The 12,715-nt window shown below is 69.2% G+C and carries 12 protein-coding genes and 1 riboswitch; of the genes, 5 read left to right on the forward strand and 7 right to left on the reverse strand.

Annotation, left to right across the window (positions count from 1 at the left end; translation table 11 throughout):
* Positions 1-146: 146 nt before the first annotated feature.
* From ABDW35_RS20345 to murJ, 4 genes are all read right to left on the reverse strand, one after another.
* Positions 147-320, reverse strand: a complete 174-nt coding sequence (locus ABDW35_RS20345) for an antitoxin (RefSeq protein WP_343715706.1) — start codon at positions 318-320, stop codon at positions 147-149.
* Positions 321-366: 46 nt separating this feature from the next.
* Positions 367-627 (reverse strand): TfoX/Sxy family protein, encoded by a 261-nt coding sequence (locus ABDW35_RS20350; RefSeq protein WP_343715707.1) that lies wholly within the window; start codon positions 625-627, stop codon positions 367-369.
* Positions 624-1,628 (reverse strand): tryptophan--tRNA ligase, encoded by a 1,005-nt coding sequence (gene trpS / locus ABDW35_RS20355; protein WP_343715708.1) that lies wholly within the window; start codon positions 1,626-1,628, stop codon positions 624-626. The genes ABDW35_RS20350 and trpS overlap by 4 nt, the downstream gene beginning before the upstream one ends.
* A gap of 61 nt (positions 1,629-1,689) precedes the next feature.
* Positions 1,690-3,225 carry a murein biosynthesis integral membrane protein MurJ gene (murJ, locus tag ABDW35_RS20360; protein WP_343715709.1) on the reverse strand — a complete coding sequence of 512 codons (1,536 nt, stop codon included), beginning with the start codon at positions 3,223-3,225 and terminating at the stop codon, positions 1,690-1,692.
* Positions 3,226-3,301: 76 nt separating this feature from the next.
* On the opposite strand from murJ, the gene ABDW35_RS20365 reads away from it, so the two are divergent.
* The 5 genes from ABDW35_RS20365 (at position 3,302) to ABDW35_RS20385 (ending at position 9,299) form a co-directional block, all read left to right on the forward strand.
* On the forward strand, positions 3,302-3,847 hold the full coding sequence (locus tag ABDW35_RS20365) for a 2'-5' RNA ligase family protein (RefSeq protein WP_343715710.1): 546 nt from the start codon (positions 3,302-3,304) through the stop codon (positions 3,845-3,847).
* Positions 3,848-4,390: 543 nt separating this feature from the next.
* Complete coding sequence (gene chvE, locus ABDW35_RS20370) at positions 4,391-5,452, forward strand: multiple monosaccharide ABC transporter substrate-binding protein (protein ID WP_343715711.1); 1,062 nt, start codon at positions 4,391-4,393, stop codon at positions 5,450-5,452.
* A 122-nt stretch (positions 5,453-5,574) separates the two neighbouring features.
* Complete coding sequence (gene mmsA, locus ABDW35_RS20375; RefSeq protein WP_343715712.1) at positions 5,575-7,110, forward strand: multiple monosaccharide ABC transporter ATP-binding protein; 1,536 nt, start codon at positions 5,575-5,577, stop codon at positions 7,108-7,110.
* Between the two features lie 11 nt (positions 7,111-7,121).
* On the forward strand, positions 7,122-8,345 hold the full coding sequence (gene mmsB / locus ABDW35_RS20380) for a multiple monosaccharide ABC transporter permease (protein ID WP_343715713.1): 1,224 nt from the start codon (positions 7,122-7,124) through the stop codon (positions 8,343-8,345).
* Positions 8,346-8,480: 135 nt separating this feature from the next.
* Positions 8,481-9,299 (forward strand): hypothetical protein, encoded by an 819-nt coding sequence (locus ABDW35_RS20385; RefSeq protein WP_343715714.1) that lies wholly within the window; start codon positions 8,481-8,483, stop codon positions 9,297-9,299.
* Positions 9,300-9,345: 46 nt separating this feature from the next.
* Here the strand turns inward: ABDW35_RS20385 and thiD are convergent, their stop codons facing one another.
* The 3 genes from thiD to ABDW35_RS20400 all read right to left on the reverse strand — a co-directional run bounded on the left by thiD (position 9,346) and on the right by ABDW35_RS20400 (position 12,495).
* Positions 9,346-10,146 (reverse strand): bifunctional hydroxymethylpyrimidine kinase/phosphomethylpyrimidine kinase, encoded by an 801-nt coding sequence (gene thiD, locus ABDW35_RS20390; RefSeq protein ID WP_343715715.1) that lies wholly within the window; start codon positions 10,144-10,146, stop codon positions 9,346-9,348.
* Positions 10,143-10,805: a thiamine phosphate synthase gene (thiE, locus tag ABDW35_RS20395; protein ID WP_343715716.1), complete on the reverse strand. Its 663-nt coding sequence runs from the start codon at positions 10,803-10,805 to the stop codon at positions 10,143-10,145. Before thiE ends, thiD begins: the two co-directional genes overlap by 4 nt.
* A 63-nt stretch (positions 10,806-10,868) precedes the next feature.
* Positions 10,869-10,964: riboswitch (TPP riboswitch) on the reverse strand.
* Positions 10,965-11,055: 91 nt separating this feature from the next.
* Positions 11,056-12,495 carry an aldehyde dehydrogenase family protein gene (locus tag ABDW35_RS20400; RefSeq protein ID WP_343715717.1) on the reverse strand — a complete coding sequence of 480 codons (1,440 nt, stop codon included), beginning with the start codon at positions 12,493-12,495 and terminating at the stop codon, positions 11,056-11,058.
* Positions 12,496-12,715: the final 220 nt, after the last annotated feature.

Below are 12,715 nucleotides of genomic sequence, written 5' to 3' on the forward strand. Positions count from 1 at the left end.
GCTGCGCGATTTCGACCTCTCCCCAAGGAGAGGTGAAAGGGGCTCGGCTCCGATTTCCTTCTCCTTGGGGAGAGGGAGGGGCCCGACGCCGAAGGCGGCGGGAGGGTGAGGGGAGCGGCCTTACCGCTAAGCAATCGTGCGCCGCTTCAGCGCTTCTCGTCGATCAGCGCGCGCAGGCGTGCCATTGCCTCGTCATGGGGAACGGAAGGCTGCGTGCTGGCCAGCGCCGCTTCCACCTTGGCGCGGAACCAGCGGTCATAGGCCTCGGCCTCTTCGACCGTGGCGAACTCCGACTCGATCGGGGACAGGACGCGGCTCATGTCCTCAATATAGGAGCTTTCCGGCCTGGTGACCACGGCTGGCCCCTCACTCCACCCCAGCGTCCTTGCGCAGCAGGGCGCGCAGCTCCTGGGGTAGGGCGGCCCAGTGCTGGTTGGTCAGGGCGCCGTGCAGGGCATAGAGTGCGTTGACCGTGATCAGCTCCGGCTGCGCCGCCTTCAGGCGCTGCCAGGCCTCGACCGGGCCGATGGCGCGCAGCTCCGCCTCGCTGGTGATGCCGACGGCGGCCAGCCACTCGGCGGTCTTGGGGCCCAGATTGGGCAGGGCCGAAATCGGACGCTCCCTCACGGCCGCAGCAGCCCCATGATGTCCTGGGTCTCGGCCAGCACCGGCGCGGCGATCGCCGCGGCCTTCTCGCCGCCCCGGCGCAGCACCGCGTCGACATGGCCGGGATCGGCCATCAGCCGACGCATCTCGCCGCCGATCGGCGCCAGCACTGCCACCGCCACATCGGTCAGCGCGCCCTTGAAGGTCGAGAACGGCGCGCCGCCGAACTCGGCCAGCACCGCGCCGATATCCTTGCCGGCCAGGGCGCCGTAGATGTTGACCAGGTTCTCGGCCTCCGGCCGGCCGGCCAGCCCCGCCGCCTCGGTCGGCAGCGGCTCGGGGTCGGTCTTGGCGCGGCGGAACTTCAGCGCGATGGTGTCGGCGTCGTCGGTCATGTTGATGCGGCTGTAGTCGGACTCGTCCGACTTGCTCATCTTCTTCGACCCGTCGCGAAGGCTCATCACCCGTGTGGCGGAGCCCAGGATCTGCGGCTCCGGCAGCGGGAAGAAGTCGACGCCGTAGCGCTGGTTGAAGGACTGGGCGATATCGCGGGTCAGCTCCAGATGCTGCTTCTGGTCCTCGCCGACCGGCACATGCGTGCCCTTGTACAGCAGGATGTCGGCGGCCATCAGCACGGGATAGGCCAGGAGGCCGTGCATCGCCGTGTCCTGCTGCTTGCCGGCCTTGTCCTTGAACTGGGTCATGCGCCGCAGCCAGCCCAGCGGGGTGACGCAGGAGAACAGCCAGGCCAGCTCGCTGTGGCCGGGCACCTGGCTCTGCGCGAACAGGATGCTGCGCTCCGGGTCGATGCCGACGGCCAGCAGCGTCGCGGTCAGCTCGCGGATATGGGCGCGCAGCTCGCCCGGCACCTGCGGCACGGTCAGCGCGTGCAGGTCGACGACGCAGTAGATGGTCTCGAACTCCGCCCCGTCCTGCAGCGCCACCCAGTTCCGCACCGCACCGAGATAGTTGCCGAGATGCATGTTGTGGGTGGGCTGGATGCCCGAGAAGATGCGCTTCATGTCCGCCGGTGCCGCAGAGGGGTGGGGAAGGCTGGGTTATGGCCGGCCCCGTGGCGCCGGGTCAACCCGCCTGATGCCCCCGGCGCCGGAACCTGGCGAGTTCGCCGCGGTCGACCGCGCCCAGCAGCAGGCAAAGGGCAGCGTAGAGGGCGGCGCCGCCGGCGATCAGCGCCGCCAGGGCCGTGCCGCCGGCCGCCGTCATCCCCTGGCGGGCCAGCAGCAGCCCGGCCGCCATGCCCAGCGCCGCCAGCAGAATCCGCCCGCCGCGCCGGCGCAGCCCGGCATCGACCGGCAGGGCGCCGCGGCGGCGCAGCGACCAGGCCAAGAGGCCCGCATTCGCCCAGGCCGAGACCGCGGTGGCCAGGGCGATGCCGACATGGCCCAGGGGCCGCATCAGCAGCACGGCGCCGGCCACCGCCAGGACCGTGGCGACAAGGGCGGTGCGCATCGGCGTCGCCGTGTCCTGGCGGGCGAAGCACAGGGTCGAGAACACCCGGATCAGGATGTAGGCCGGGATGCCGGCGGCATAGGCGCCCAGCGCGCCGGCCACCGCGACCGTCTGCTCCGGCCCGAAGGCGCCGCGCTCGAACAGCACATGCACGATCGGCCCGGCCAGCAGGATCAGCCCGGCGGCGGCGGGCAGGCCCAGCAGCAGCCCGTATTCGATCGCCCGGCTCTGCGTCGCCGTCACGTCTTCCGCCCGGTCCTCGACCAGGAGGCGGGTCAGGGTGGGCAGGAGGGCGGTGCCCAGGGCGATCCCGACGATGCCCAGCGGCAGCTGGGTCAGCCGGTCGGCGTAGTAGAGCGCGCTGACCGCGCCGGCCGGCAGGAAGCTGGCGATCAGGGTGTTCAGCACCATCTGGATCTGGGTGATGCCGGTGCCGATCGCGCCCGGACCCATCAGCACCACCAGCCGGCGCAGACGGGGCCCGATCCGCGGCGGCATCAGCCGCACCGGCAAGCCGTGGCGGCGGCAGGCTAGCGCCAGCCAAGCCAGCTGGACGATGCCGGACAGGGTGACGCCGATCGCCAGCGCCCGGCCGGGCGACCCGGCCAGATGCGTGCCGAACAGCAGCGCCGCGATCAGCACCAGGTTGAACAGGATCGGCGCGGCGGCGAAGGGGGCCAGCCGCTCCTGCGCGTTCAGCACGCCGCCCAAGAGAGCCGAGACCGACATCAGCAGCAGATAGGGGAAGGCCAGGCGGGCATAGTCCAGCGCCAGCGCCTCGCGCACCGGGTCGGCGACGAAGCCGGGGGCGATCACCGCCAGGATGGCGGGCATGGCCAGGAGGGCCAGCAGGGTCAGCGGGATCAGCACCGCCAGCAGCGCGGCCAGCACCTCGCCGGCGAAGGCCAGCGCGGCGGCACGGCCATTCTCGCCGCGCTCGGCCGCGTATTGCGGCACGAAGGTGACCATGAAGGCGCCATCGCCGAACAGGCGCCTGGCCAGGTTGGGCAGCTTGACCGCGATGACGAAGGCGTCGGCCACCGGCCCCGCGCCCAGCAGCGAGGCGGTCAGGATATCGCGGGCGAATCCGGCGATGCGGCTGACGGCCGTCAGCCCCCCGACCGTCGCCATGCCGCGGAGCAGGGACATGGCGCGAGCTTTAGCCGGGTTTTGCGGCGGCGGGAAGGCGGCTACCGTTATGGCCATGCTGGATGCTGGAGGGGTGATGGACGAGGGCGTCAGCCTCGCGGTGGTCGGCTACCCGCTCTGGTCCGATGCGGACCGCGAGTGGATCGAGGCGATCCGCCGGGAGCACGATGCCGCCAAGGCGGCGATGATCGAGGCGCACGTAACCCTGGTGTTTCCGACCAGGCTGCTGCCGGAGTCGGCGATGCTCGGCCATCTTCGCGATCGGCTGCGCGGTGTTGCGCCGTTCGACATCGCCCTCTCCGCCGTCGCGCCGGTGCCGGACGACCGGACCCCGGATCACTACGTGTTCCTGCTGCCTGGGGATGGCCGCGAAGCTCTCGTGACGCTGCACGACCGCCTCTATTCCGGTGCGCTGGCGCCCACACTCCGCCACGACCTGCCGTATCACCCGCATGTCACGGTCGCACGGCTTCGTGATGCGGCGACGGCCGCATCGGTGGCCGGGAAGATCCGCAGGCAAGGACGTTCCGTTCGTGGCCACATCGCAGCGATGACGCTGCTCCGCTGCTTTCCCGACAAGATTGAGACGGTTGCCGCCCTGCCCCTGTCCGGAGCTGGCTAGCTCTCGCATTGCCTCGACCACCCATGCCCCCTTGCCATAATTGCGAGGAGGCAACGCCTTCATCGGCTGAAGCTGTAAAGGGGACCTAGAACAAGCCGCTGCCTCTGCCAATTCAATCGATTACCATGCCGTGGCGGCAGCGCTTGACAGCGCGGCGACGCGGCGAGAGATTACGCCAAATTGTATGAGGATTGGATCGGCGGCGCCGAACCCGCAACCACAAGACAAACCGCAAAGCGTCGCAGTCGCTTTCACAGGGAGGAGCACATGGATCTCACCACATCGACGAGGCGTCGGGCTTGATCGTCCGGCGGCAGGCTGTGCGGCGCTCCGCGAGGAGCGCGCGCGAAGGCTCGGCCGTCGATCGGCGTGCGCCGGCAGTGCCGGCGGCAGGATTCCATCGATGCCGCAGTCACGGGCGGCCCGGCCGGAACGGCCGGGGGTGGCGCGGCATCATCAGCCGTCATGCGGCAACAGCACCCCGGGATCACACCCGGACGGCAAGCCCGGGGCGCAGAGAAGTCTAGCTAGAGGGAGAAAACGGTGAAGCTGATCTCTTCCATCACCGCGCTGGCGCTGGGGCTGTCCGCCTTTGCGCTGTCCGCGCAGGCGGCCGACAAGGGCCTCGTCGGCGTCTCGATGCCGACCAAGACCTCGGCGCGCTGGATCGCCGACGGCGACAACATGGTCAAGTCGCTGAAGGACAAGGGCTACGATGCCGACCTGCAATATGCGGGCGACGACATCCCGACCCAGCTGTCGCAGATCGAGAACATGGTCACCAAGGGCGCCAAGGTGCTGGTGATCGCTGCGATCGACGGCACCACCCTGACCTCGGTGCTGCAGCAGGCGCATGACGCCGGGATCAAGGTCATCGCCTATGACCGCCTGATCCGCGACACGCCGAATGTCGACTACTACACCACCTTCGACAACTTCCAGGTCGGCGTCCTGCAGGCCGGCTCGCTGGTCGACGCCCTGGGCCTGAAGAACGGCAAGGGCCCGTTCAACATCGAGCTGTTCGGCGGCTCGCCGGACGACAACAACGCCTTCTTCTTCTACAACGGCGCGATGTCGGTGCTGCAGCCCTACATCGACAGCAAGAAGCTGGTGGTGCCGAGCGGCCAGATGGGCATGGACAAGGTCGGCATCCTGCGCTGGGACCCGAACACCGCCCAGGCCCGCATGGACAACCTGCTGTCGGCCTATTACGGCGACAAGAAGGTCGACGCGGTGCTGTCGCCCTATGACGGCCTGTCGATGGGCATCATCGCCTCGCTCAAGGCGGTCGGCTACGGTTCGGGCGACCGGCCGCTGCCCTTCGTCTCCGGCCAGGACGCCGAGATCCCGTCGGTCAAGTCGATCCTCGCCGGCGACCAGTATTCGACCGTGTTCAAGGACACCCGCGACCTCGCCAAGGTCACTGTCGACATGATCGACGCCGTGATGGGCGGCAAGGAGCCGCAGGTCAACGACACCAAGACCTACAACAACGGGGTCAAGGTGGTGCCGTCCTACCTGCTGACGCCGGTGCCGGTGACCAAGGACAACGTCCAGAAGGTCCTGGTCGACAGCGGCTACTACAAAGCCGACCAGCTGAAGTAATCTGACGTGCCCCCAGGGCCCCGCGCCTCCCGGCGCGGGGCCCTGCCGTTGCGCCTGCCGCGGTCTCCGCGGCAGGCCGGCGCCCGTGGCGAGCGGAGCCCTGAGTGGATACAGTTAACCCCATGGTCGATACGATCCTGGAGATGCGGGGGATCACCAAGACGTTCCCGGGCGTGAAGGCGCTCAGCAACGTCAACCTCGCGGTCAAGCGCGGCGAGATCCATGCCTTGGTCGGCGAGAACGGCGCCGGCAAGTCGACGCTGATGAAGGTGCTGTCCGGCGTCTACCCGCACGGCTCCTATGAAGGCGAGATCCGGTTCGAGGGGAAGGAGCGGCACTTCCGCTCGATCGCCGATAGCGAAGAGACCGGCATCATCATCATCCATCAGGAGCTGGCGCTGGTGCCACTCCTGTCGATCGCCGAGAACCTGTTCCTCGGCAACGAGGTGGCCAAGCGCGGCGTCATCGATTGGAACGAGACGCTGACCCGGTCCCGCGCCCTGCTGGCCAAGGTCGGGCTGAAGGAAAACCCGTCGACACTGGTCACCAATATCGGCGTCGGCAAGCAGCAGCTGGTCGAGATCGCCAAGGCCCTGTCGAAGGAGGTCAAGCTCCTGATCCTCGACGAGCCGACGGCCAGCCTGAACGAGAGCGACAGCGACGCGCTGCTGCAGCTGCTGCTGGAGTTCAAGCGCCAGGGCATCTCCTCGATCCTGATCTCGCACAAGCTGAACGAGATCACCAAGGTCGCGGATTCGATCACCATCCTGCGCGACGGCTCGACCATCGAGACGCTGGATGCGCAGGGCGGCGCGGTCAACGAGGATCGCATCATCAAGGGCATGGTCGGGCGCGACCTGACCGACCGCTATCCCGAGCGCGAGCCGAAGCTGGGCGAGACGTTGTTCGCGGTGAAGAACTGGAGCGTCTACCACCCGCTGCATGCCGACCGGCAGATGATCAAGGGCATCGACCTGACCGTCCGCGCCGGCGAGGTGGTGGGCATCGCCGGGTTGATGGGCGCCGGGCGGACCGAATTCGCCATGAGCGTGTTCGGCAGATCCTACGGCCAGAAGATCACCGGCACCGCCACCATGCGCGGCCAGGCGGTCGACCTCTCCACCGTGCCCAAGGCGATCGCCGCCGGCCTTGCCTATGTCACCGAGGACCGCAAGTCGCTGGGGCTGGTGCTGATCGATTCGATCCAGCACAACATCCCGCTGGCGCATCTGCCCGGCGTCGCCCGCCGCGGCGTCATCGACGAGATGCGCGAGCTCGGGGTCGCGACCGACTACCGGCGCAAGCTCAACATCCGCTCCTCCGGCGTGCAGCAGCGGACGGTCAACCTGTCCGGCGGCAACCAGCAGAAGGTGGTGTTGAGCAAGTGGCTGTTCGCGGAGCCCGACGTGCTGATCCTCGACGAGCCGACCCGCGGCATCGACGTCGGCGCCAAATACGAGATCTACACCATCATCAACCAGCTGGTGGCGGCGGGTAAGGGCGTCATCATGATCTCGTCGGAGATGCCGGAGCTGCTGGGCATGTCCGACCGGATCTACGTCATGAACGAGGGCCGCTTCGTCGCCGAGATGCCGGCCAAGGAAGCCTCTCAGGAAAGCATCATGCGGGCGATCATGCGCTCGAAAGAACGGGTCTAGGGACCAAGGCAATGACCACCGACACCACCGCCCTGCAGGGTCGCGCCAACAGCCGGATCGGCGAGTTCCTGAAGAACAACATCCGCGAATACGCGATGCTTCTGTCGCTGGTCGCGATCATGGTGTTCTTCCAGTTCGCGACCGATGGCCGGCTGTTCACGCCGCTGAACCTCAGCAACCTGATCCAGCAGAACGCCTACGTCATCGTGCTGGCCTTCGGCATGCTGCTGGTCATCGTCAGCGGCCATATCGACCTGTCGGTCGGCTCGATCGCCGGCTTCGTCGGCGCGGTCGGCGGCGCCATGATGGTGTGGCAGGGCATCGACCCCTGGCTCACCGCCATCGGCTGCCTGGTGCTGGGCGCCGTGATCGGGGCGGCCCAGGGCTATTTCATCGCCTACCGCAAGATCCCGTCCTTCATCGTCACCCTGGCGGGGATGCTGGCCTTCCGCGGCCTCTGCATCATGGTGCTGAACGGCGAGCGCGCCGGGCCGGTGCCGGCCGATTTCCAGAAGATGTCCTCCGGCTTCATCGCCGAGCCGTTCGGCTCGATCCCGGAGCTGTTCACCGGCAACGGCAAGGTCTGGATCACGACGCTGCTGATCAGCATCGCCGTGCCGCTGATTCTGGTCTGGTTCAACGTCAAGAACCGGCGCAACGAGATCCAGCACGGGGTTGAGCAGGAGCCGCTGCTGTTCTTCGTGATCAAGAACGTGGCGACGGTGGTGGCGCTGGCCGGCCTCGGCTACCTGCTGGCCACCTATAACGGCCTGCCGAACATCCTGATCCTGATGGCGGTGCTGGTGGTGCTCTACGCCTTCGTCACCACCCGCACCACGCTGGGCCGCCGCATCTACGCGGTGGGCGGCAACGAGAAGGCGGCCAAGCTGTCCGGCATCAACACCGAACGGCTGGTGTTCCTGACCTTCATCAACATGGGCGTGCTGGCGGCGCTGGCCGGGCTGATCACCACGGCGCGCCTGACCTCGGCGGTGCCGCAGGCCGGCAACCAGTTCGAGTTGGACGCCATCGCCGCCTGCTTCATCGGCGGCGCCTCGGCCTCGGGCGGCGTCGGCAAGATCACCGGCGTGGTGATCGGCGCCTTCATCATGGGCGTGATGAACAACGGCATGTCGATCCTCGGCCTCGGCATCGACCTGCAGATGGTGATCAAGGGCCTGGTCCTGCTCGCCGCCGTCGCCTTCGACGTCTACAACAAGAACAAGGTCGGCTGAGCCTCGCAGCCGTCCGACCTGCAGGCGGGCCCGGCCTCCGGCGCCCGCCTTTTTCTTGACGTGAAGAGGGGCAACAAGGTGGCCGGGCGGCGGATTGCCGCGGCCCGCCGACACGACCACGACGAGCCTCTCTCCATGCAGACCCTGTCCGCCTTCCCGACCCGGCCGCTGCGGGTCCATGCGCCGCGCCCGAAGACCGTGCGCCGCATCCTGACGATCCTGCTCGCCGAGGCGATCCTGATCGCCCTGCTGGCGGGCGCGGTCTGGTGGATGGGCCCCAGCCTGCTGAACGATGCGCGGATCCGCCAGAACCCGGCGGTGGCGGAGGCTGGAACCGTCACGGACGGCGAGTGCAAGACCAAGCTGGCCATCACCTTCTGCGACGCCACCCTGGCCGCGCCCGGCGCCGACGGCGCCACGGTCAGCGCCAAGGTCTCCTACCTCTTCGTCGACCTGCATTTCGGCGACTACGACACCGATGTGGTGCAGAGCGCCGAGGATCCGCGGCTGCTGACCACCAGCCTGGGCCTCGACTATTTCTGGAACCGCGTCGCCAGCTTCGCCGCGGCGGTGGTCCTGCTGCTGGCCGGCATCGTCGGCCTGGTCCGCACCGGCTTCCGCCAGCAGCGGACGGAGCGCGAGGCCGTGGCGCTGGACGGCCAGCGCCTCAAGCCGATGGTGGTGACCATCCGCGGCGGCCAGAAGGTGAAGCGCACGATCACCTGGCGGCTGACCTACCCGTCGCCGGCCGGCGAGACCAAGGTCGCGGTGATGACCGGGTCCGACTTCATGCCCTTCACCCTCGACGCCCAGGGCAAGCGCGCCCTCGCCGTCACCGGCCCGGCCGGCGGGACGCCGTTCCTGATCGATTCGAACCTGGCCCGGCTCGAGCTGACCGAGGCGGAACGCACGGCGCTGCTGCAGGCGCAGCAGCGGGACCAGGCGGCGGGCTGAGGTCGCAGGCTGAGTTCGCCGGGGCGAACCCAGCCCGCGCGAGCGGTTATCCCCACCAGCGGTGGAAATGGTGCAGCGGGCCGTGGCCGCCGCCGACGGACAGGCGGTCGGCCGCTGCCAGCGCCCCGGTCAGATAGGCCTTCGCCTCGCGCACCGCCGATTCGAGGTCCGGCCGCTGCGGCAGCAGGGCGGCGATGGCGGCGGACAGGGTGCAGCCGGTGCCATGGGTGTTGCGGGTGGCGATGCGCGGCGCCGCCAGGGCCAGGGACCCAGCCGCCGAGAGCAGCAGGTCCGGGCTTTCCGCCTCCTCCAGATGACCGCCCTTCAGCAGCACGGCCTGCGGCCCCAGCGCCAGCAGCGCCGCGGCGATCTCCGGCATCTCCTCACGGCGCTGCGCCGGCGCCCGGCCCAGCAGGTCGGCGGCCTCCGGCAGGTTCGGGGTCACCACCGTGGCCAGCGGCAGCAGCTCCTCGCGCAGCGCCGCCACGGCATCCGGGTCCAGCAGCCGGTCGCCGCTCTTCGCCACCATCACCGGGTCGACCACCACCCGGGTCAGCCCGTGCCGGCGCAGCGCGTCGGCCACGGCGCGCACGATCTCGCCGGTCGCCAGCATGCCGATCTTGACCGCGTCGATCCGGACATCGGCCAGCAGGCAGTCGATCTGCTTCGCCACGAAGGTGGGCGACACCAGCTCCACCGCCTGCACGCCGCGGGTGTTCTGGGCGACCAGCGCCGTGATCACCGCGCAGCCATAGGCGCCGAGGGCGGAGAAGGTCTTCAGGTCGGCCTGGATGCCGGCGCCGCCGGAAGGGTCGGTGCCGGCGATGGTCAGGACATTGGGAATCATCTTGCCCGCCCCTCCGCCACCGCTGCGGCAATGGCCCGGGCCGCGGCCTCGGGGTCGGGCGCGGCGCAGATCGCCGAGACCACGGCGACGCCGTCGGCCCCCGCCGCGATCACAGCGGCCGTCCGGCCCGCATCGATGCCGCCGATGCCGACCGCGGGCAGCGGCACCAGCCGTCGCAGCGCCCGGAAACCGTCGACCCCGATCGGCGGCCGCGCGCCCACCTTGGTGGTGGTGGCGAAGACCGGGCCGATGCCGGCGTAGTCGGCGACGTCACTGTCGACCGCCCGCGCCTCCGCCGCGTCATGCACGGTGACGCCGACGATGCGGCCGGGCCCCAGCAGGCGCCGGGCCGTGGCCGCGGGCATGTCGCGATCGCCGAGATGGACGCCGTCCGCGCCGACGGCCAGGGCGACGTCGACCCGGTCGTTGATCACCAAAGGGACGCCATGCGGCGCCAGCACCGCCTGCAGCGCCCCGGCCGCCGCGATCAGCGCGCGCGTCGTGGCGTCGGGGTCGCGCAGCTGCACGATGGTGACGCCGCCGCGGGCCGCTGCCGCCGCCACCTCGGCCACGCCGCGCGGCCCGCTCAGCCGCGTATCGGTGACCAGATAGACCGACAGGTCGAAGCGTCGCCTCGCTTCCGTTGCCACTGCACCCATTCCGCTCCTCCGCTGCCGGCGAAGGGGATGTCGGCGATCGATCCTGAGGATCCGGGGCCCGGGGCGGGCATCGCGTGACGGCTCCCTTCGCTGGCATGACCCAGATCAGGTTCGACGGGTATGATCTCAGCCCGTTCCCGGGCACCCCGTGTCACTTCCGGACGCAGGCTCGCAAGGCGGGGAGGGGGTGTCAAACGGAAAGGACCCGGCGTTTCCGGCCGGGTCCTTCCGCAGTCCGCTCCGGGGACGGTCAACCCGGGAAGGTATAAGCAGTCTTCACCACCGTGTAGAACTCCGCGGCGTAGCGGCCCTGCTCGCGCGGGCCGTAGCTGGAGCCCTTCCGGCCGCCGAACGGCACGTGATAGTCCACGCCCGCGGTCGGCAGGTTCACCATCACCATGCCGGCCTGGCTGGCCCGCTTGAAGTGGCTGGCATGCTTCAGGCTCGAGGTGGCGATGCCGGCAGACAGGCCGAACTCGGTGTCGTTCGCCGTGGCCAGCGCCTGCTCGTAATCCTTGACCCGGATCACCGAGGCGACCGGCCCGAAGATCTCCTCGCGGCTGATCCGCATGTCGTTGGTGGTCTCGGTGAACAGCGCCGGCGACAGGAAGAAGCCCTCGGTCTCGCGGTTCAGCCGCTCGCCGCCATAGGCCAGCTTGGCGCCTTCCTTGACGCCGATGTCGATATAGGACAGGTCCTGGTCCAGCTGGCTCTGGTCCACCACCGGGCCGATATCGGTGCCCTGCTTTAGGGCGTTGTCGACCTTCAGCGACTTCAGCTTCTCGGTCATCGCCGCGACGAAGCGGTCATGGATGCCCTCGGTCACGATCAGGCGCGACGAGGCGGTGCAGCGCTGGCCGGTGGAGAAGAAGGCGCTGTTGGTGGCGGCCCCGACGGCGGTGTTCAGATCCGCGTCGTCGAGGATGACCATCGGGTTCTTGCCGCCCATCTCGAGCTGCACCTTCTTGCCGCTCTCGGCGCAGCGCAGGGCGATGCCGCGGCCGGTGCCGACCGAGCCGGTGAAGGTGATGGCGTCGACATCCTTGCTGGCGACGAAGGCCTCGCCGACCACCGAGCCGCGGCCCATCACCAGGTTGAACACGCCGGCCGGGACGCCCGAATCGACGATGATCTGCGACAGCGCCCAGGCGCTGCCCGGCACCAGGTCGGCCGGCTTGAACACGACGCAGTTGCCATAGGCCAGGGCCGGGGCCAGCTTCCAGGCCGGGATCGCGATCGGGAAGTTCCACGGCGTGATCAGGCCGATGACGCCGATCGGCTCACGCGTGATCTCGACATCGATGCCGGGGCGCACCGAAGCCAGCTTCTCGCCCTGGATGCGCAGCACCTCGCCGGCGAAGAACTTGAAGATCTGGCCGGCACGGGCGGCCTCGCCGATGCCCTCGGGCAGGGTCTTGCCTTCCTCGCGCGACAGCAGCCGGCCCAGCTCCTCCTTCCGCGCCAGGATGGTGTTGCCGATCTTGTCTAGCAGGTCGTGCCGCTCCTGCAGCGTCGTCATCGACCATTTCGGGAAGGCGGCGCGGGCCGCGGCGATCGCCTGCTCCGCCTGGGCGCGGTCGGCGCGGGCGTATTCGCCGATCACGTCCGACAGGTCCGACGGGTTCACGTTCTTCGACGCGTCCGGGCCTTCGACCCAGGACCCGGCGATGTAGTTGGCGTGGACGCTCATCTGGTTCCTCTCTCGACCTATTGTCGGATGAATGATGACTGGATAGGGCGGCCGGCCCGCGGATGCAACAGCGCTATGGCGTCTCGTCCTCAGCCGCGGTGGGCATCTCCGCTTCGGGCGCGTCCAGCTCGAGGACCGGCGCGGCCCGGTCCATCGGCAGCTCCTCGACCTCGCGCAGCTTGCGGTGGATGGCGCGGCTGCGGACGCCAATCTGGTGGAT

Origin of the sequence: Inquilinus sp. (assembly GCF_039594555.1) — a bacterium.
Classification (GTDB): domain Bacteria; phylum Pseudomonadota; class Alphaproteobacteria; order DSM-16000; family Inquilinaceae; genus Inquilinus.